At 69.6% G+C, this 20061-nt stretch carries 17 protein-coding genes; 3 read left to right on the top strand and 14 right to left on the bottom strand.

The features are described from left to right. Positions 1 to 2: 2 nt before the first annotated feature. A complete protein-coding gene (egtD, locus tag JYJ93_RS03350; RefSeq protein ID WP_206786509.1) occupies positions 3 to 1028 on the top strand; it encodes an L-histidine N(alpha)-methyltransferase in 1026 nt (341 codons plus the stop codon). Between the two features lie 80 nt (positions 1029 to 1108). Here egtD and JYJ93_RS03345 read toward each other — a convergent pair whose 3' ends face one another. The 7 genes from JYJ93_RS03345 to JYJ93_RS03315 all read right to left on the bottom strand — a co-directional run bounded on the left by JYJ93_RS03345 (position 1109) and on the right by JYJ93_RS03315 (position 8966). Next, entirely contained in the window at positions 1109 to 1300 is a 192-nt protein-coding gene (locus tag JYJ93_RS03345; protein ID WP_014400841.1) for a hypothetical protein, read from the bottom strand. A 263-nt stretch (positions 1301 to 1563) separates the two neighbouring features. Further along, positions 1564 to 2013 (bottom strand): CoA-binding protein, encoded by a 450-nt coding sequence (locus JYJ93_RS03340; RefSeq protein WP_206786508.1) that lies wholly within the window; start codon positions 2011 to 2013, stop codon positions 1564 to 1566. A 51-nt stretch (positions 2014 to 2064) separates the two neighbouring features. Further along, positions 2065 to 2625 carry a hypothetical protein gene (locus JYJ93_RS03335; protein WP_206786506.1) on the bottom strand — a complete coding sequence of 187 codons (561 nt, stop codon included), beginning with the start codon at positions 2623 to 2625 and terminating at the stop codon, positions 2065 to 2067. A gap of 2 nt (positions 2626 to 2627) precedes the next feature. Continuing rightward, positions 2628 to 3074 (bottom strand): bactofilin BacM, encoded by a 447-nt coding sequence (bacM, locus tag JYJ93_RS03330; RefSeq protein ID WP_014400844.1) that lies wholly within the window; start codon positions 3072 to 3074, stop codon positions 2628 to 2630. Between the two features lie 3 nt (positions 3075 to 3077). Continuing rightward, on the bottom strand, positions 3078 to 3986 hold the full coding sequence (locus tag JYJ93_RS03325) for a ParB/RepB/Spo0J family partition protein (protein ID WP_206786503.1): 909 nt from the start codon (positions 3984 to 3986) through the stop codon (positions 3078 to 3080). Between the two features lie 117 nt (positions 3987 to 4103). Then, on the bottom strand, positions 4104 to 4895 hold the full coding sequence (locus JYJ93_RS03320; protein ID WP_014400846.1) for an AAA family ATPase: 792 nt from the start codon (positions 4893 to 4895) through the stop codon (positions 4104 to 4106). 3678 nt (positions 4896 to 8573) lie between these two features. Continuing rightward, complete coding sequence (locus tag JYJ93_RS03315; RefSeq protein ID WP_206786501.1) at positions 8574 to 8966, bottom strand: VOC family protein; 393 nt, start codon at positions 8964 to 8966, stop codon at positions 8574 to 8576. Between the two features lie 99 nt (positions 8967 to 9065). On the opposite strand from JYJ93_RS03315, the gene JYJ93_RS03310 reads away from it, so the two are divergent. Then, positions 9066 to 10019: an oxidoreductase gene (locus JYJ93_RS03310; RefSeq protein WP_206786499.1), complete on the top strand. Its 954-nt coding sequence runs from the start codon at positions 9066 to 9068 to the stop codon at positions 10017 to 10019. Positions 10020 to 10040: 21 nt separating this feature from the next. On the opposite strand, the gene JYJ93_RS03305 is transcribed toward JYJ93_RS03310, so the two are convergent. Beyond that, positions 10041 to 10805 (bottom strand): helix-turn-helix transcriptional regulator, encoded by a 765-nt coding sequence (locus JYJ93_RS03305; protein WP_269012914.1) that lies wholly within the window; start codon positions 10803 to 10805, stop codon positions 10041 to 10043. Positions 10806 to 11042: 237 nt separating this feature from the next. On the opposite strand from JYJ93_RS03305, the gene JYJ93_RS03300 reads away from it, so the two are divergent. Beyond that, a complete protein-coding gene (locus tag JYJ93_RS03300; protein ID WP_242543648.1) occupies positions 11043 to 12188 on the top strand; it encodes an NAD(P)/FAD-dependent oxidoreductase in 1146 nt (381 codons plus the stop codon). A 28-nt stretch (positions 12189 to 12216) separates the two neighbouring features. On the opposite strand, the gene rsmG is transcribed toward JYJ93_RS03300, so the two are convergent. The 6 genes from rsmG to JYJ93_RS03270 all read right to left on the bottom strand — a co-directional run bounded on the left by rsmG (position 12217) and on the right by JYJ93_RS03270 (position 19999). Continuing rightward, positions 12217 to 12870, bottom strand: coding sequence for a 16S rRNA (guanine(527)-N(7))-methyltransferase RsmG (gene rsmG, locus JYJ93_RS03295; protein ID WP_206786496.1), 654 nt, complete (start codon positions 12868 to 12870; stop codon positions 12217 to 12219). 76 nt (positions 12871 to 12946) lie between these two features. Further along, positions 12947 to 14788: a tRNA uridine-5-carboxymethylaminomethyl(34) synthesis enzyme MnmG gene (gene mnmG, locus JYJ93_RS03290; protein WP_206786495.1), complete on the bottom strand. Its 1842-nt coding sequence runs from the start codon at positions 14786 to 14788 to the stop codon at positions 12947 to 12949. 490 nt (positions 14789 to 15278) lie between these two features. Then, positions 15279 to 15833 carry a hypothetical protein gene (locus JYJ93_RS03285; RefSeq protein ID WP_206786494.1) on the bottom strand — a complete coding sequence of 185 codons (555 nt, stop codon included), beginning with the start codon at positions 15831 to 15833 and terminating at the stop codon, positions 15279 to 15281. A gap of 115 nt (positions 15834 to 15948) precedes the next feature. Next, a complete protein-coding gene (locus tag JYJ93_RS03280; RefSeq protein WP_206786493.1) occupies positions 15949 to 16623 on the bottom strand; it encodes a glutathione S-transferase N-terminal domain-containing protein in 675 nt (224 codons plus the stop codon). Positions 16624 to 16660: 37 nt separating this feature from the next. Continuing rightward, positions 16661 to 17122 carry a macro domain-containing protein gene (locus JYJ93_RS03275; protein WP_206786492.1) on the bottom strand — a complete coding sequence of 154 codons (462 nt, stop codon included), beginning with the start codon at positions 17120 to 17122 and terminating at the stop codon, positions 16661 to 16663. Positions 17123 to 17164: 42 nt separating this feature from the next. Next, the gene (locus JYJ93_RS03270) at positions 17165 to 19999 is read right to left on the bottom strand and encodes a pitrilysin family protein (protein ID WP_206786491.1); all 2835 of its coding nucleotides are present in this window, start codon (positions 19997 to 19999) and stop codon (positions 17165 to 17167) included. Positions 20000 to 20061: the final 62 nt, after the last annotated feature.

Raw genomic sequence — 20061 nt, 5'->3', positions numbered from 1 at the left:
ACATGAGGATGAGGTCGGAGCAGGGTGAGTCACGCGTCGCGGAGGGCTACGCGTCGCCGGGCGTGAAGGTGGACGTGCACGTGCAACCCGGTGACGCTCGGCGCTCGCTGCGCTCGGAGGTGCTGGAGGGGCTCTGCCACGGGTCCCACAAGGAGCTGAGCCCCAAGTGGCTCTACGACGAGCGCGGCAGCCAGCTCTTCGACGACATCACCCGCCTGCCGGAGTACTACCCCACGCGCCGCGAGCGCGAGATCCTGCGCGCCCACGCGGACGACGTGGCCCGGCTGAGCGGCGCGGACACGCTGGTGGAGTTGGGCAGCGGCACCAGCGAGAAGACGCGCCTGCTGTTGGACGCCATGGACGCGGCCGGGCAGCTCAAGCGCTTCGTGCCCTTCGACGTGAGCGAGGCCTTCCTGCGCAAGGCCGCGGAGGGCCTGGCGCGCGAGTACCCGCGCATCGCCGTGCACGCGGTGGTGGGCGACTTCGAGCAGCACCTGGGCCGCATCCCGGGCGGCGGCCGGCGGCTGGTCGCCTTCCTGGGCGGCACCATCGGCAACCTGAAGCCCGCGCAGCGCGCGCTGTTCCTGCGCGAGCTGGCGGCGGGGCTGAAGCCCGGGGACGGGCTGCTGCTGGGCACGGACCTCATCAAGGACCGCGAGCGCCTCTTCGCCGCCTACAACGACAGCGCGGGCGTGACGGCGGACTTCAACCGCAACGTGCTGCGCGTGCTCAACCGCGAGCTGAACGCGGACTTCGACCCGGAGGCCTTCGAGCACCTGGCCCCGTTCGATGAGACGAACAAGTGGATCGAGATGCGCCTCATCTCACGCAAGGCCCAGTCCGTGTGGCTGAAGGACCTGGAGCGGCGCGTGGAGTTCGCGCAAGGCGAATGTCTGCGCACGGAGGTGAGCTGCAAGTTCTGTCGCGAGCAGGTGCAGGCGGAGCTGAGCGACGCGGGCCTCGACCTGGCCGCGTGGTGGACGGACGCGGACGGAGACTTCGCGCTGTCGCTGGCGATGAAGCGGTAGGACTCAGGGCCGCCCGGCGCTGCGCTTTGAGCGGCGCCGGGGCCTCGGCCCGAATCCAGGAGGCGGGTGCGACGGACGGCCTAGCGGCGGCGCGGCGGGTCCCGGCGCACGGGCACCGGCACCGGAGCCGGCTGCTGCTGCGGGCGGGTCCACGCGGCCCAGAGCGCGGCGGCCGCGGTGATGACGAGTCCCCCCGCCGCTGCTAGCTGCTCACCCAGGGGCCCGATCTCCACGGCGGCCAGGGGGAGGGGAAGCATCTCGGTGAGCGTCATGCGCGGACTCCTTACGAGGGGCACAGCGTGAAGACCCGGGACGGGCGGGCGCTCGACACAGGTCGGGAAGCTAAGGTTAGGAAGTCGGAAGGCTTTCGGGAAGTCCCGGGGACTCCGGCTGACAGCACGTGGACGGAATTGCACCCCGGGCCGGCCCCGAAGTCCATCCCCTGCCAGTCACAGCCACTCGAAACATCACGCTCTTCACGTAATGAGGACACCCGGGCCGCGCAGGACGTTCCCGGGCTCCCCTCGGCCGGCGCTTATCGCCCTTCCGGGTGGCGCTTCTTCCACTCCACCTTCATGCAGTGGTCCTGCACCACGCGGATGCCCGCGCGCGCCAGCCGCTCGGCCGCGGCGTCATTGCGGATGCCCAGCTGGAACCAGACGGCATGCGGCTTCTTCGCCAGCATCGCGTCCACGTGCGCGTCGATGTCGTCCGGCTTGAGGAACACCTGCACCACGTCCACGTCCCCGGGCACGTCCTTCACCGACGCGGAGATGGGCTCGCCCAGGATGCTCCCCTGCTCGCCGTGCGTGGGCACGGGCAGCGCGGTGAAGCCGTGGTCCTTGAGGAACTTCGGGATGGCGTGCGCGGGCTTGTCCGCCAGTGCTTCCGGGCGGATGCCCAGCACGGCGATGCGCTTCGTGCGCGTGAGCAGCTCGCCAATGCCTTCCGCGTCTTCGATGAGGTTCTTGCGCCAGTCGTCCATGAGGCCTCCGCGCTCCTTCATAAGGAGGCCGCGGCCCTCACGCAGGGACTGTCAGCGGGGCGCGGCCTGGACCTGGATGGTACGGCAGGCCTCGGTGGCCAGGCGGACTTCCTCGGGGGTGGCGCCGGGGAGGCTGGCGCAGAGGAACAGGTCCTCTCCCACGCGCCGGGCGCCGAAGAACGCGGGCGCCTCCGGGCCCACGCCGCCGTCCGCCAGGGACGGGGCCATGGTCACGCGCAGGAGGGCGAAGGACGGGGTGTCCTCCTCCTGGTCCAGCGACAGCGTGAACTGCTTCATCTGCTGACGGACGGTGTCCGCCAGCGTCTCCGAGGAGGGCATCTGCTCGCCCTGCCCCGGCTTCAAATCCACGCGCAGCGCCGGGCGGCCGGGAGGGCCCGCCTGGAAGCTGCCGTCGGTGGCCACCTGCGCGGACCAGCCCGGCGGCAGCGGCACCTTCACGCCCGAGCGCAGCCCCGCGTCTTCCGACGTGAGGTCCTCGGCCGGCGTCTTCTTCTGGCAGCCCTCGCAGCCGCCGAACAGGACACCGAGCGAGACGAGCCCGAGGCCGATGAGCCCCGGGGTCTTCCGCGCGCTGGACGCGAACAGGCGCACCGTTACTTCTTCTCTCCGGGCGGGGGCGGGTTGCCGCCGCCCTTGCCGATGTTCTCCATCTTGAGGGAGCCCTCGAAGATGACGCCGCGGTCCATGGAGAGCGACGGCGTCTCCAGGTTGCCCTTCACGCGGCCCGGCTGCTTCAGCTCGATGAGCTGCGTGGCGCGCACGTTGCCTTCCACGGTGCCGTTGATGATGACGGTGCCGGCTTGAATCTCCGCCTGCACGCGGGCGCCGTCGCCAATGACGAGCACGTCCTTGGTGACGATCTGCCCGTTGAACTTGCCGTCGATTCGAACCTGACCCTCGAAGGTGAGCTTCCCCTCGAACTCGCTTCCCTTGCCCAGAAGCGTGTGAACCTCACCCGGACGCGTCGACACGAAATCCTCCTCCCGTTTGAACAGGGGCTTGCTGGGTGCTTCGTCTTTCTTCCCGCCAAGGAGCGCCACGCCCTACTCCTTCCTCAGAAGCTTCAACAGCCTGTCGAGGTCATCGTAGGAGAAGAAGTCGACTTCCAGGGTGCCTTTTCCCGGGCTTTTCTCCGACAGACGGACCTTTGTCCCCAACCGACGCTGCAGCTCCTCGGTGAGCGCCTTCACCTGCGGGCTCACCTTGGGCGCCGGCTTTCCTGAATCCTTGCCGCCCTTCGCGGACTTGCCCTGCTGGACCAGCCGCTCCGTGTCGCGCACGGACAGCTTCTTCTCCGTCACCTGCTTCGCCAGGTTCTGGAGCTCCGGCAGCCGGGGCACGCCGAGCAGCGCGCGGGCGTGGCCCATGGACAGCGACCCGTCCGCCACCATGGCCTTCACGTCCGGGGGCAGGGCCAGGAGGCGCAGCGCGTTCGCGACGGTGGAGCGCTCCTTGCCCACCTTCTGGGCCACCTGCTCCTGCGTGAGCTTGAACTCCTCCACCAGGCGCCGGTAGCCGTCCGCCTCTTCAATGGGGTTCAGGTCCGCGCGCTGGAGGTTCTCCACCAGGGCGAGCTCGAAGGACTCGGCCTCCGTGACCTCGCGCACGATGGCGGGGATCTCCTTCAGGCCCGCGGCCTGGGAGGCGCGCCAGCGGCGCTCGCCCGCGATGATGAGGTAGCCGTCGCCGCCCTTGTTCGGGTTCTTCCGGACGAGGATGGGCTGGAGCAGGCCCTGCGCCTTGATGGACTCGGTGAGTTCGTGGAGCTTCGTCTCGTCGAAGTGGCGGCGGGGCTGGAGCGGGTCGCGGTGGATGGACTCGATGGCCAGCTTGAGCACGCCGGGCTTCGGCGGCGGGGCGGCCGGCGCCGGAGCGGCGGGGGCGGCCTGGGGGATGAGGGCGGACAGGCCCCGGCCCAGGGCGCGCTTCTGGGTGTCTGCGTTCTTCTGCACGGCGGTTGGGAACTCCCCGCGCCGGCCTGAGACCGGCGCGCATGGGCCTTGAGTGCTTCACGGCGAACCGGGCACCCGGTCCCACCATTCACATCTCTCTATTAAGGAGGCGACCGGTCAGGCGACCCGGCGCTTGGACGGCTTGGGGGAGTCCCGGCGCATCAGCTCGCGGCCCAGGGCCAGGTAGCTCTCGCAGCCCTTGGACTTGATGTCGTACAGGATGATCGGCTTGCCGAAGGACGGGCACTCGGACAGGCGCACGTTGCGCGGCACGACGGCCTGGAAGACCTGGTCCTTGAAGTAGCCGCGCACCTCATCCACGACCTGGTGGGCGATGTTGGCGCGCGCGTCGAACATGGTCAGGAGGATGCCCTCCATCTTCAGCGAGGGGTTGAGCCCCTGCTTGACCAGGTCGATGGTGTGCGTGAGCTGCGACAGACCCTCGAGCGCGTAGTACTCGCACTGTAGCGGGATGAGGACGGAGTCCGCGGTCACCAGCGCGTTGAGCGTGAGCAGGCCGAGCGAGGGCGGACAGTCGATGATGATGTAGTCGTACTTGTCCTTGAGCGGCAGCAGGGCTTCGCGCAGGCGGAACTCGCGGCGCTCCTGGTTGACGAGTTCGACCTCCGCGCCGGTGAGGTCGGGCGTGGCGGGGATGACCTGGAGGAAGCGCAGCTCGGTGGGGTGGACCAGCTCCGAAGCGGGGCGGCCTCCGAGGAGTGCGTCGTAGACGGTGCCGGTGAGGTTCTCGCGCTTGAGGCCCAGGCCGCTGCCGGCGTTGCCCTGGGGGTCCATGTCCACCAGCAGGGTGCGGCGCTCCGCGGAGGCGAGGCTCGCGGCGAGGTTGATGGCGGTGGTGGTCTTACCCACGCCGCCCTTCTGGTTGGAGATGCAGATGATACGACCCACGTGGCCCATCCTCTCTCGCCCCGGCTGACGCCAGAGCCCCGCCCGCGGTTCGCGCGGACGTGCGCGCGAATCGGGGCCTGATCAGGCAGCTAGCACGGGGTTCGAGGACGGATCAATTTCCCATCCAAGGTGGGACGCGAGCCCTGCCCGGCCCCTCGCTCGGGGGCCCGTGCGCGGTGGAAATTCACGCGGATGAGGGTGGCTGCGAGTGCCTGCTCGGCTGCTTCCAGGGTGGTGATTCCGTGCGGGGCGGAAGGGTGTTGGGTTTTTCAGGGGGTCCCGCGCGGAGATTTCGTGACGGCGGCTTCGCGCGGTTCGCGGATCCGGCGTTTCACGTGGAACGGGTTGGGCTTCGTGGGTTCGTGCGGCGGGTGGATTTCGCGCGAGCCGGTGCGGCGACTTCGGTCCGTGGGTTCCGGATTCGCGGCGGCGTGGACGCAGCTCAGGCGCGCCGTTGGACCCTGGTGGCCGTTCACGCGGTTCGCCGTGAGGCACGGCGTCCATCATCGGTCCGGCAGGCGCGCGGACCGTGGATGCGGGGGCCCAGCCACGGCCGCCGACGGTTCCACGTGGAACCCGCGCCATGCCGCTGCGAGCACGACGCCGTTCAACGCATGCGGCACCTTGAAGGTGAGCGAGTCCGCGCGGCCGACATCTCGCGATGCGAACACGGGTCTGGGACTTCGCCCACGGACCCTCGCTCAACGCGGCGGCACATCGAACATGAGCCGGTTCACGCGACCGGCGTCCTGGTGCGAACGGCCGGGCCACCACTTTCCACGAACCGAGCTTGAGGCGCGGGGGCATCGATGGGTCGCGCACATGAGCGACCGCCCGCGGATGCGCACCGCGAGGTGAACGGACTGCCTGGCCACGCTTCGCACGAACCCACTCCACCGGACGGCGCTTCGAAGATGCGCCGGTCTCCGCCACTTCTCGCGCCTCCCCATCCAATGCGGGCGGGACATCGAAGGCGAGTCACGCGGCATGAACGGATGCGAGCACCGCCACGCAGCCGCACGGTCCGACCTTCCGGAACCGCGTCAGTTGAAGGTCGCCCATCCAGCCAGCCGTTCCACGTGGAGCACGCATGAGGTCGAGCACCGCCATCCTGAGAACCGGTCCAACGCGCTTCGCGGACCACGCCCACTGAAGTCGCGCGCCAGCGCCAACAGGCTCCACGAGGAACACGCATGAGCACGCGAACTTCGTCATGAGGAAGAGCGGTCCGTGCGTTTCGCGGACCGCGCCAACCCGAGCCTCGCGCTCTGCCCCTAGCTTCCACGCGGAACACGAGTGAGCACGCGAACCTCGCCATGCGGAAGGACGGTCCGGTGCGTTTCGCGGACCACCCCACAACCCAAGGCCACGCATCCGTACCTTCAGGTTCCACGTGGAACACGCATGAGGTCGAGCGTCGCCATGCGGAAGAACGGTCCGGTGCGTTTTGCGGACCACGCCCACTGAAGTCGCGCGCCCGCCGGTTCCACGTGGAACACGCGCGAGCGCCCGAACCCACGATGCCGAAGGACACTCCGGTGCGTTTCGCGGACCAGCCCAACCCAAGGCCGCACATCCGTGCCGCGCGTTCCACGTGGAACACGCACGGACTCACGATGCGCGACAACGGCCCAGCGCGCTTCGCGGACCACGCCGACCCAAGGCCGCACATCCCGCGCTGCACACGCGTGAGTTCGCGAACCTCGCCGTGTGGAGAACCAGTCCAACGCGCTTCGCGGGCCGTGCCGACCAACGACCTCGCTTCCGAGCCACGCGTTCCACGCGCACGCCAGGGCGAGCACACGATTCGATGCGCGGCGTCCCGCACAGATCTCATCAACCAGGTTCCCAGCTCAGCACCGCTTCAAGTGCACCCCGTCACACCGCTTCGAACAGACGGCGCGAAGAACTACGGCGGCTGCGGTCGCGAGCACATGCGCGAAGAAAGTCGCCGCATCCATCGTGGCCAAGGGCGCATCTCAGCGCGCCGGGCTCACGCGGTCGTTCCACGTGGAACACGAGCACGCCATCTCACGCGCTTGCAGTGAGCACCGGCACATCAACCACAGGCCGGTGAAGCACGGGACAGAAGCCGCGATGACCTGCCTGTTCAGCCAGTGGATCCACCAGCACGTTCCACGTGGAACACGCTCAAGCCGTCCCAACCACCGCGCATCGAAGAGCCTTCAGCGCTTCATACGAACCGGAGTGGCTGAAGACACGGTCCCCACCATGAGGTTCCACGTGGAACACGCGTCCGCGCCCGCGACCACGCGCAACGGGAACACCGGTCCCGCACCGTTCATGAACACAGCGCCACGAAGCGGTGGATCCACCAGCACGTTCCACGTGGAACACGGCTTCACTTTCTTCGAGCACCGAATCCATCGGTGCTCGTTGAGCGCTGATGCCCGCTTCAGCCGCCGCTTCCATACCGGGACGTTCCACGTGGAACACGTCATGGGGACCATGAAGTGGAAGTGCCTGAACCACTTCCGGCACGCGTGCTTCGAACCAAGGTTGGAGAAGGAGCAACCGGGCTGGGGCTCCCTTCCATCCACTTCGCTTCGCATCCGCCACCCATGAATCACGGCATACCGTCCTGACCGGATCCGATGGCCAACGGCCCACGAACCGCTGTGATGCGGGCCTGCTGAAGAGCCGTTCATCGGTGCCTTCTTCAGCGCCCAACAGCACATCCAACACGCTGCCCTTCACGCTGACGGCCGCAGTCCAAGCAACCAGCGGAGCCCCTTCTTGAAGCGTGTTCCACGTGGAACAAGCGAAGGCGCATGGGCGACAGCTCCCCTCCCCTTCGCCCCATCAAGCGCTCCAGGTCAGGCCCCGTTCAACACCACGGCGAACAACCGTGCGCCACTTCAACGCTTGTTCGACAGCGCCTCCACTCGCGAACCAGTGGCCAGCCGTGTTCCACGTGGAACACCGGCCGGGCACTCGGACCGTGCTTCCATCGCTTCGTCCCTTTTCAGCGATGTCCATCCCACGGCGGATCCGGTGGACGACCGCGCATGCGGATGCCTGAGTTCGAAGCCACGGCGCGATGCGGACCAACTCGCGTGCTCATGCGCGGACAACGGCGCGGGTCCCGTGCTTCGTGGACGGCTTTCACGCAGCACCTCATGGTGCTCAGCCAGGACCCAACGGCATCCAGCTTCAGGTCCTTCCGCCAGCTCATCAGGCAGCGCGTGTTCCACGTGGAACATGGGCATCCCGTGCCGTGCCTCCGCGTTTCACATGAGGCTCCCGCTGCGGACGTTCCACGTGGAACAGGAAGCCACTCACCGCGGGCGCGGCGCATCCGGTCCACATGCGCTTTCGCGCGAGACCCCAGCCGCCCCGTTTCCGAACCCGCTTCGTCACGCGGCTGAACTCACGGACGCGTTCCACGTGGAACGCAGAGCATCGGGCTCACGAACGCATCCGGGCGACTTCGCCTTGGACGTTCCACGTGGAACAGGAAGCCGCTGACCGTGGGCGCGGCGAATCCGGTCCGCATGCGCTTTCACGTGAGGCCTCGGGCATGCGCGTTGTTCGCATGGAGGTTCGGGGCTCGGGTCACTGCCGTACTTCACGGCGACGGTCCCGGACTCCGCTCCATCACGCGGCTGGACCCACGGGCGTGTTCCACGTGGAACACGCGCCACCGCGCTTCACCGGTCAGCGCGACCAGGCGGCGCGTTGAAGCACGACGCGGTAGCCGTCCGGATCCTCGAAGGTCTTCCCGTTCGCGTCCCAGTACGGATTGCGTGACCGCACCGGCGCGAAGCCCGCGCGCTCCATGCGGTGGACCCGCTCCGCCCACGCTTCTGGGTTCGGCACGTAGAACACCAGGAGGTGGTCCTCGGATGGAGCTCGCGGCGCTTCGTGTCCGTGCTCCACCGTGAACTCCAGGTGGTACGGCGCACCCGCGTACCCGAGCATCACGCCGTCGAACCCCGCGTGGTCCTCGAACCCTCCGAGCACCTCGAAGCCCAACCCGTCCCGGTAGAAGCGCACCACCGCGTCCAGGTCCCGTGTCGGCCTCGCGACCCGCATCTTCACCGTGTCCATGCGCTGCCCTCCCCTTCCCGGATCCGCATCCGGGTGGTGCCAGACATAGGATGAATTGACGCTCTTTTCGCGCGGACCTCGGGCCTGCACCTTGTGCCCATGACCACGAAACAGCAGCCCCTGAACTCCGGCTTCGGCGCCACCACCACCGCACGCGAGGCGCTCGGCAACACCCGGCTGGATGGCACCGTCGCTATCGTGACCGGCGGCTACGCGGGCATCGGACTGGAGACCACCCGCACGCTCCACGCCGCGGGTGCCACCGTCATCGTCCCCGCGCGGACTCCCGACAAGGCGCGCGCCGCGCTCGCGGGGTTGGAGCGCGTGGAGCTGGAGCCCATGGACCTCTTCGACCCGGCGTCCATCGATGCGTTCGCTTCGCGCTTCATCGCGTCCGGCCGGCCCCTGCACCTGCTCATCAACAACGCGGGCATCATGGCCGCCCCGCTCACCCGCGACGCGCGGGGGTTCGAGTCCCAATTCGCCACCAACCACCTGGGCCACTTCCAGCTCACCGCGCGGCTGTGGCCCGCGCTGAAGCAGGCGAACGGCGCGCGCGTGGTGTGCCTGTCATCGCGCGGCCACTTCTTCTCCGGCGTCGACTTCGAGGACCCCTTCTTCCAGCAGCGCCCCTACGACAAGTGGGTCGCCTACGGGCAGTCGAAGACCGCGAACATCCTCTTCGCCGTCGGACTGGATGCGCGCGGTGAAGCCCACGGCGTGCGCGCGTTCGCCGTCCACCCCGGCGGCATCCTCACGGACCTGGCCCGGCACATGTCCGAGGAGGAGATCCGCGCCTCCATCGCGAACTCCGACAAGATTGAACCGCTGAAGACCGTGGAACAGGGCGCCGCGACCACGGTCTGGTGCGCGACCAGCCCCCAGCTCGCGGGCAGGGGCGGCGTCTACTGCGAGAACGCCGACATCGCCGTGATGGCGCCCGCCGACGCCACCGTCCGGCGCGGCGTGAAGGACTTCGCCGTGGATCCGAAAAAGGCCGACCGGTTGTGGTCCGCGAGCGAGGCGTGGACCGGCGTCCGCTTCAATCCGTGACGCGCGGTCCGCGGATCCGCGCTACGCCCGCGAGAACAGCGCGCGCGTGCGCTCCAGGTTGGGACCGGGACGCGGCGAATAGAAGGACACGCGCAGCTCCCGCCCGTCGGGTTCGGAGTACGTGAGCGTGACGTTCTCGAACGCGATGGGCCCCCACTTCGGAAGGAGGAACACCTTCACCATGGAGGCGGTCTCCACCACGTCGTGCTCGCTCCAGAGTCGCGCGAACTCCGGGCTCGCGGCCTGGAGCTTCTCCACCAGCGCGTCGAACTCCGACCGGTCCGCGGCCCTCGCGGCGTCCATCCGGAACCCCGCCACCGCGCGGCGCACCGCCTCATCCCACGTGGGCATGCGCGCGCGCCGCTCGGGATTCATGAACAGCGCCCACAACCCATTGCGCGCCTCCGGGGAGGAGGCCGGAAGCTCCAGGTCCGCGTAGAGGACGGTCGCCGGCGCGTTCCACGCGACGATGTCCCACCGCCGCGTGGAGACGAGCGCCGGAAAGGGATGCGCATCGAGCAGCCGTTGAAGCACGTCACTCACCGACTCCGGTGAGCGCACGGGCATGGACGCGGGCCGGCCGTGCGCGAGCGCGAAGAGGTGCAGGCGCTCCGTCGGCGTGAGACGGAGCGCGACCACCAGGCGCTCCAGCAGCGGTTCGGAGACGTGGATGTCCCTCCCCTGCTCCAGCCACGTGTACCAACTGACGCCCACGTCCGCGAGCCGCGCCAGTTCCTCGCGGCGAAGGCCCGGCGTGCGCCGCCGCGAACCGGAAGGAAGTCCCACGTCCTCCGGCCGCAAACGCTCACGGCGGCTGCGAAGAAACTGCGCGAGTTCGACGCGCCCGGAGTTGCGGGAGGTGTCCGTCACGCGGCGGAACGTTAGGCGAACCCTCCGCGCGCGGCATCGGAACCGGCGTGCTCCTCGCGTGAACGCTCGGAAGGTGCCCTCCCCTTCCGGCGGGCGGGCCTCTTCGGGTTGCACGGAGCCCCATCCCCATTTACATAGCACACTATGCACATCATGAAGACAGTAGGCATCATCGGGGGTGGTCCGGGCGGGCTGACGTTGGCGCGCATCCTGGAGACACGGGGCATCGCGGCCACGGTGTTCGAGCTGGATGAGCACCCGCTCGCGCGTCCGCAGGGAGGTTCGCTGGACCTGCACGGCGACTCGGGACTGCGCGCGCTTCGCGAGGCCGGACTGGAGGCCGGGTTCAAGGCCGTCGCCCGGTACGACGACCAGGGCGACGCCATCTATGACGCCCAGGGGACGCTGCACCTCCAGCACAACGAGGCGAGCGACGGCGACCGGCCAGAGATTGACCGTACACAGTTGCGCTCGCTCCTGCTGGACAGCCTCCCCGCGGAACGGATCCGCTGGGGGAGCAAGGTGTCCTCAGTGGATCCGCTCCCCGATGGGCGTTACCGCGTCGTGGGCCCCTCGGGCTCGCTGGGAGAATTCGACCTGGTGGTGGGCGCGGATGGCGCGTGGTCCAAGGTCCGTCCGCTCGTGTCCCCGGCGACGCCGGCCTTCACGGGCGTGCTCTTCATCGAGCTGCAAATCGACAACGTGGACACGCGGCATCCGGCGGTCGCGAAGCTGCTCCCGCGAGGGAAGATCTCCGTGGTCGGGGGCAACCAGGGGCTCATCGCCCAGCGCAGCAGCCACGGACAGGTGCGCGCGTACTTCATGTTCCGGGTGTCCGAGGCGCAGCTCCAAGAAGGGCTCGTGGACACGTCCTCCCCTGCCCGCGCCCGTGAACAACTCAAGGCGCTGCTTCCCGGGTGGGCGCCATCCCTGCTTGCGTTCATCGACGCGTGCAATGACACCCTCACTGAGCGCCCCATCGTCGCGCTGCCCGTGGGACACCGGTGGACGCACCGGCCGGGTGTGACGCTGCTCGGGGACGCGGCCCACGTGATGCCGCCCTTCGCTGGCGAGGGCGTGAACATGGCGATGCTCGACGGACTGGAGCTGGGGCTCGCGCTCGCGGCGGACTCCGACTGGAGCCGGGCCGTGAAGGGCTACGAGGCGGCCATGTTCGAGAGGGCCGCCATCGCGGCCGAGGGCTCCATGCGGGGCCTGGACTTCCTCTCCGAGCACGCGCTGGAGCACGTGCTGGAGCACTTCCGGGAGATCCAACAGGAGCTGGCGGGCGCGCACTGAAGCCGGAGCCCGGGCGCCCTCCCCTCCCCTACTGCTTCGCGAACACCGCGACCTGGCGCTCGGCGCCGGAGAACGGGAGCCGGTACGACCGGGCGGACACCACGCGCAGGTTGCGCTCGGCCGCGCGCGACTGGAGCTCCGCGTCCGTCTGCTGTTTGCCCAGCATCGCCACCACGCGTCCGCCCTCCTCCACATACGCGGGCGCCAGGTTCAGCCAGTCCGGCAGGTCCATGAACGCGCGCGCGATGAGCACCTGCGCGCGCGGAATCCCTTCCGTCTCCGGCTTGCCTTCCGCCCGGGCGTGCAGTCCGCGCACGCCGACGAGGCCCAGGCTGGCGGCGGCGGCCTTGATGAACGCGATCTTCTTGCCGACCGTGTCCACCAGCGTCACGCCCATCTCCGGCAGCTCCAGCTTGAGCGGCAGTCCGGGGAAGCCCGCGCCCGCGCCCAGGTCCAGCAGCGACGTCGCGCCCCTCACCTCCGGCAGCACCGCGAGCGAGTCCAGGAAGTGCTTCTCCAGCACCTCCTCCGGCGCGGTGATGGCCGTGAGGTTCACCTTCGCGTTCCACTTCAGGAGCTCCGCCATCAGCCGCTGGAGCCTGGGGCCCACGTCCGGTCCCACGGTGATGCCCAACGCACTGCATCCGGATGCCAGCTGATCTGCGAACCGCGCGTTATCCACAACACCTCCACCCCGAAGGGCCCTTCAAGTCCTTGGAATCACTCAGGAGAAATTCATCCCCAGAAATGTCCACACGTTATCCACAGCCCTGTTCCTGATCACTTGACGGCCCCTGGCCCCGCTTGAGCGCGACCAGGAGCAGGGACACCGCGGCGGGCGTCAGGCCCGGAATCCGCCTCGCCTGCCCCACCGTCCCGGGCCGGTGCGCGGACAACTTCTCCACCGCCTCCGTACCCAGACCGCGCACGTCCGAGAAGCGGAACGTGTCCGGGATGCGCCAGCGGTCGGACGCCTCCGCCTCGCGCGCCGCGGCCCGGGCGGCCTGGGCGATGTAGCCCTCATACTTCACCTCCACCTCTACCTCCTCCGTGACGTCGGGGGTGAGGTCCGGGAAGTCCGCGCGCTCTTGCGCCAGCTGCGCGTACGTCACCTCCGGGCGCTTGAGCCGCGGGGTCAGGCCGGTGCGCTTGAGCCGCGCGACCTCCGCCGTCACCGCGTGGGCCCGAGCCTCGGCGCGCTCCAGCGCCTCTTTCGGAAGCAGCCCCACGCGATGCCCGTGACGCGCGAGCCGCAGGTCCGCGTTGCCTTCGCGCAAGCGGAGCCGGTGTTCGGAGCGGCTGGTGAACATGCGGAATGGTTCATCCACGCCCTTCGTCACCAGGTCATCCACGAGCACCGCGCCGTGCGCCTCGTCACGGCCCACGACGAGCGCCGGTTCGCCCTTCACCTGGAGCGCCGCCTGGATGCCGGCCCACAGGCCCTGGAAGGCGGCCTCCTCGTAGCCGGAGGTGCCGTTGAGCTGGCCCGCGAAGAACAGGCCCGCGACGGCCTTCGTCTCCAGCGTGGGGTGCAGCTGCGTGGGCGGCGCGAAGTCGTACTCCACGGCGTAGCCGTAGCGGATCACCTCCACGCGGGACAGGCCGGGGATGGTGCGCAGGAACTCCAACTGCACGTCCGCGGGCATGCTGGTGGACAGGCCCGCCGGGTACACGAGCGGCGACGTGGGCCCTTCCGGTTCCAGGAACACCTGGTGCCGTTCGCGAGCGGCGAAGCGCACCACCTTGTCCTCCAGCGACGGACAGTACCGGGGCCCTCGCCCCACGATGTCCCCCTGGAACAGCGGCGAGCGGTGCAGGTTGTCGCGCAAGAGCCGGTGCGTCGCCTCCGTGGTCGCGGTGAGGCCGCACGTCACGGAAGGCAGACGCGGAAACGGCAGGCCCTGCTCCACCTGCGTGCGCCAGGAGAGCGGCCGCACGCCTACGTCCCCCTGCTGCGGAGTGACGGCGTCCCAGTCGATGCTGTCGCGGGACAGGCGCGCGGGCGTGCCCGTCTTGAAGCGGCCCAGCGTGAAGCCCAGCGCGTGCAGTGACTCCGACAGGCCGCGCGCGGCTTCGTCCCCCAGCCGGCCGCCGACCTCCTTCTGCTCGCCCACGTGCATGAGCGCGCGCAGGAAGGTGCCGGTGGTGAGGAGCACCGCGCGCGCCACCACCTGGGTGCCGTCTCCCAGCACCACGCCCTTCACCCTCCCCTCCTCCGCGACGACGGCGGCCACTTCGCCCTCGAGCACGGTGAGGTTTGGCTGGGTGAAGAGCACGGCCTGCATGCCGGCGGCATAGGCATCGCGGTCGCAGAGGACGCGGGTGGCCTGCACGGCGGGGCCCTTCGAGGGATTGAGGACCTTCACGTGCGTGCCCGCGAGGTCCGCCGCGCGGCCCATCTGTCCGCCCAGCGCATCCAATTCACGCACCAGGTGGCCCTTGGCGGTGCCACCCACGGCGGGGTTGCAGCTCATCACGGCGGCGCGCTCGCGCTTGAGCGTCACGCCCAGGGTGGACAGGCCCATGCGAGCACACGCGAGCGCCGCCTCGCAGCCCGCGTGGCCCAGCCCCACCACGACGATGTCGTATCGGAGTTCCATCGCGTCCCGGGGGGTATCACGCCCCGGCGCGTCCGTGGCAAGCCGGGCATCATGGGCATGCGGACACCGTCCACCCGGCTGGCTCCTCCCCGACCTGGGCCGTTTCCCAAACACAGACATGGCCCGAAGTTCGGGAGCACGCGAGGCGGGCAGTGGGAGGGGTAACAACGCCGCCCGCCTCGCGCGCACCAGTCATCGTGGATCCGTCCAAGGGCGCGCCTGACACACCGGTGGCGTCTCTGGCCCTTCAACGGCGATGGCATCCATGGGACCTGCCCACACGAGTCCCCCGGCCCTCGTGTCTTCACATGGCGTCGCACACACGGGGGCCGGAAAGCGGCCCATGCGGTGAGGGCGCATGGGGGCTCTCGGACTCGAACCAGCGAGGCCGGCGGACCCTCCGTGTGCGCGACGGGGAAGGGTATAGCGGGGGGGTCTGACATTCCGGGTTCCAGGCCCCGCTCCAGAGGGGGCCCGGAACCGCGCGGAGTCAGCGGGTGGCCGGGGGATTCGACCGGCTGGGGCAGTGCACGTTCTCCGGGCAGCGCCCGTCCGACTTGGGGATGCACGCGCCGCAGCACTCCATCTCGTCCGGGCGGCACGCCGGCACGCAGGCGCCACACTGCACCACGCCGCCGCAGCCGTCGTCCGCGGTGCCGCACTTCAACCCCAGCGTGGCGCACGTCGCGCGCTGACAGACGCAGCGGTCATCCACGCAGGACTCGTTGGGTTTGCACCCGGGCGTGCAGGTGCTGACGGGGCCCGAGGGTTCCTTCTTCGGCTCGGCGGGCACGGACGGGGCCACGCAGCGGCCGTCGGTGCAGGTGCCGGCCTGACAGTCGCCGCAGTCGATGAAGCCGCCGCACCCGTCTGGCGTCCGGCCACAGGCCACCATCGCCTGCGAGCACGTGGCCGGCGCGCAGCCATCCGGCGCCACGTTGTCCCGCGACGCGCGCACGGTGCCGCCGCTCGGCGTGCACGCGCCCCACAGTCCCAATGCCAGACACAGTCCGGCCCACCGGCCCAGGCTCCGCACCGCTTCCATGTCATCCACTCCCTGGGCTCCCATGCCGGGAGCCTTGAACGGCCCCATCATGCGCACGCCCGGGACAGATGTCCGGGGCCATGCGACGGGGCAGGGGAGGGGAGGGGAGGGCGCTTCAGCGCTGGAGGAAAGTGCGCACGTGCTGGATGGCCTCTTCCTCGCTCTTGGGTTTCTCCTCGCGAGGCGCGGGCACCTTCAGGCCGCGCTGCGCCGCGGGACGCTGCTCGATGGCGGCCAACCACCGCTGCACGCCCGGCAGCCCGTCCACGGACACACCGGCCCAGTCGTGGATGCGCACCCACGCCCAGTTCGCGATGTCCGCGATGCTGTAGTCGCCGGCCAGGTACTCGTGGTCCTTCAGCCGGCTCTCCAGCACCGTGTACAGGCGGCGCGTCTCGTTCTGGTACCGGTCGATGGCGGGCTGAAGCTTCTCCGGGAAGTAGCGGAAGAAGACGTTGGCCTGCCCCTGCATGGGGCCCACGCCCGCCATCTGGAACATCAGCCACTGGATGACCTGCGAGCGGCCCTTCGCGTCCGTGGGCATCAGCTTGCCCGTCTTCTCCGCCAGGTAGAGGAGGATGGCGCCGGACTCGAAGACGGCGAAGTCCCCCGCCGCGCGGTCCACGATGGCGGGGATGCGGCCATTGGGGTTGATGGCCAGGAACGCGGGCTGCTTCTGCACGCCCGTGGAGATGTCCAGCGCGTGCACGGTGTACGGCAGCGCCAGTTCCTCCAGCGCCACGGAGACCTTGTGTCCGTTCGGCGTGCCCCACGTGTACAGGTCGATCATGTCACCCTCGCTTCGCGTGTGAAGAGGTGCGCTCCCTCTAACGGCGGAAGCGCACCACGCGCACGTCGAAAGCGGGGGCATCCCCCAGGGCCTCGCGCATCAGCTCCAGCGCGCGGTCCTCGTCGAAGCTGCCGGAGCCCGCGCCGATGATGGGGAACGCCACGGAGCGGAAGCCGTGCTCCTGCGCCCGAGCCAGCGCGTTTCGCACCGAGTCCTGGATGGACCGCGCGGACGCGCGCCAGAGCATGTTGATGCCCGCGACGTGGATGATGCCCTTGAAGGGCAGGGTGCCCGGCCCGGTCACCACCGCCGAGCCCAACGGCATGGGCCCCGCGCGCGCGACCTCGCGGAACGGCGCCGTGCCGCCGCGGCGCTTGATGGCCCCGGACACCCCCTGCGGCAACAGCAGCCACCAGGGGATGACGTTCCGGTTCCACGCGTTGACGATGGCGTCCACCGGCTGCTCCAGCAGGTCGCCTTCCACCAGTTGCACGGGCATGAGCGCGGACTCTAGCGCCCATGCCCAATGACAGACACGGCTTTACGGCGACGCGTTCGCCTTGGCCGGAGCCGGCGCCTGCGGGGCCTGGGCCTTGGAGGCGTTCGCGAAGTCACCCGCGCGCACGAGGGTGGCCTTGCTGAAGTCCAGGTGGTTGGCCAGGGCCTTGCGCACGTCCTGGGCGGTCAGCTTCTGGAGCTTCGCCTCGATGTCCGCGTCGAACTTCAGCGTGCGCCCCAGGTACAGGCCGTCCGCCAGCTGCTGCGCCAGGTTCCCATCCTGCGCCCGGGCGGACTGGCGGTACTCCAGGAGGCCCGCGCGCGCCTTGTCCAGCTCCTCCTGCGAGAAGCCCTTCTGCACGGCGCGGGTGACCTCCTCGCGCATGGCGGCCTCCAGCTTCTGCGCGTTCTGCGGCGCGTAGATGGCGTAGGTGAGGAACCAGCCCACGGTGTCCAGCTCCTGGGCGGACAGGCTGCTGCCCACGCCATAGGACAGGCCGTCCTGCTGACGCACGCGCGTGGCCAGCCGCGAGTTGAGGAAGCCACCGCCCAGCATGAAGTTGCCCATCATCATCCCGGGCCAGTCCGCGTGGTCGTCGCGAATCTGGAGCAGCTGTCCGGCGAGGAAGTACGCGTTGGCCTTGTCCGGCGTCTCCAGCACCACGGACTTCGGGGCCACGTCCTGGTACGTCCGGGCCACGCGCGCGTAGGGCGCCGGGCTCTTCCAGCCGTCGAGCAGGGGGCCCACGAGCGAGGTGAGCTCCTTCGCGTCGAAGTCACCCACCACCGCGAGCTCCCCGCGCGAGGCGCCGAAGAACTGGCGGTAGAAGTCACGCGCCTGCTCCAGCGTGACGGCCTTCGCGTCGGCCAGGCGCTCATCCAGGGTGGGCACGTAGAACGGGTGGCCCTTGGGGTACTGGGTGCTGAGCAGGCGCCAGAACGCGATGGTGGCCTGGGGCTGCGGCTCGCTGCGCTGCGACTCCAGCGAGGCCAGCCGCTCCTGCTTGAGGAGCGCGAACTCCTTCGCGTCGAACGCGGGCTCGCGCAGCACCTCCGCCATCAGCTTGAGGACCTCCGGGAGGCTCGCGCGAGGGCACTCGATGGAGACGCTGACGCCCATCGCGCCGCCGTCCACGCCCACGCGGGCCTTGAGCTTGTCGAGCGCGTCGTAGAGCTGCTGACGGGTGTGCTTCTTCGTGCCGCGCATGAGCATGCCGCCGGCGTAGGAGGCGGCGGGCAGCTTGCCGTTCACGGTCTCCGCGGTGCCCCAGCGCAGGTCCAGCGCCAGGTTGACCATCTCCCCGCGCGTCTTCTTGGGCAGCAGCGCGTACTTCACGCCGTTGGCCAGTTCGCCGCGCTGCACGCGCGATTCGATGTTGGCGGGGGAGGGGTCGAAGGCCTCGCCCTGGGCGACCGCGGCCTTGCCCTGGTAGCCGTCCACCATCTTCGCCACGTCCACCGGGGGCGGCAGCTCCGAGCGGTCCGGCTTCGGCGTGGGCACGAAGGTGCCCATCGTGCGGTTGGAGCTCTTGAGGTACGCGGCGGCCACGCGGGTGACGTCCGCGGGCGTGACGGCCTCGATGCGGTCGCGGTGCAGGAAGAGCAGGCGCCAGTCGCCCACGGCGGCCCACTCGGACAGGAGGATGGCGGCGCGCTCGGAGTTGTTGAGCAAGAGCTCCGTCTGCTTCGCGAGGGCCGTCTTCGCGCGGTTCACCTCCTCGTCGGTGAAGGGCGTGCGGGAGGCCTCCTCCACGGTCTTGATCAGCGCTTCACGCACGGGGGGCAGGGGCTGATCCTGCCGGGCCTCGGCGCTGAAGCCGATGACGCCCGGGTCGCGCAGCTGGAAGTTGAACGCGCCCGCGCGCGAGGCCTTCTTCGTCTCCACGAGCGCCTTGTAGAGGCGGCCGGACGGCACGTCGCCCAGCACCTGGGTGAGCACGTCGATGGCGGCGAAGTCGGGGTGGGCGCCCTCGGGCACGTGGTAGACGCTGGAGATGAGCTGATTGTCGCCCACGCGGCGCAGCGTCACTTCGCGCTCACCGTCCTGGATGGGCTCCTCGGTGTACGTGACGGGCACCGGATCCGCGGGCTTCTGGAGCTTGCCGAAGGTGGACTGCACGAGCGACAGGGCCTTCTCCGGCTGGAAGCGTCCGGCGATGACGAGCGTCGCGTTGTCGGGGCGGTAGTAGCGCCGGTAGAAGGCCTGGAGCCGGTCGATGGGCACGTGCTCCAGGTCCGCCTTCGCGCCGATGGTGGCCTTGCCGTAGTTGTGCCAGAGGTACGCGGCGCTCATGGTGCGCTTGAAGAGGATGCCGCGCGGGTTGTTCTCGCCGGACTCGAACTCGTTGCGGACCACGGTCATCTCGCTGTCCAGGTCCTTGCGAGCGATGTGGCTGTTGACCATGCGGTCCGCCTCGAAGGACAGCGCCCAGGACAGGTTGTCGTCCGACGCGGGCAGGGTCTCGTAGTAGTTGGTGCGGTCCAGCCAGGTGGTCCCGTTGGGACGCGCGCCGCGCTCGGTGAGGGCCTGGGGCACGTTGGGGGTGGTGGGCGTGCCCTTGAACATCAGGTGCTCGAGCAGGTGCGCCATGCCCGTCTCGCCGTAGCCTTCGTGCTTGCTGCCCACCAGGTAGGTGACGTTGACGGTGACGGTGGCCTTGGTGGGGTCCGGGAAGAGCAGGACGCGCAGGCCATTGGGCAGGCGGTATTCGGTGATGCCCTCCACGCTCGCGACGGGGGCCAGGGCCGCCTGCTTCGTCTGCGCGCGCGCGGCCTGGGAGGCGGCGGGTTTCGGGAGGGGAGCCGGGGCCCGGGCCCACACGGGAGGGGCCGCCACGAGCAGGACAGCCAGCAGGGCGAGCGGGGTACGACGCGTCATGCGGTCCTCGGGGTGCGAAGGAGAAGGCACGGGACTTCTAACCGCTCCACCGGGTCCTCCCA

This window comes from Corallococcus sp. NCSPR001 (assembly GCF_017309135.1).
GTDB lineage: Bacteria > Myxococcota > Myxococcia > Myxococcales > Myxococcaceae > Corallococcus.
The sequence above is the reverse complement of the archived record's forward strand: the minus strand, read 5'-3'. Positions and strand labels throughout refer to the sequence as shown.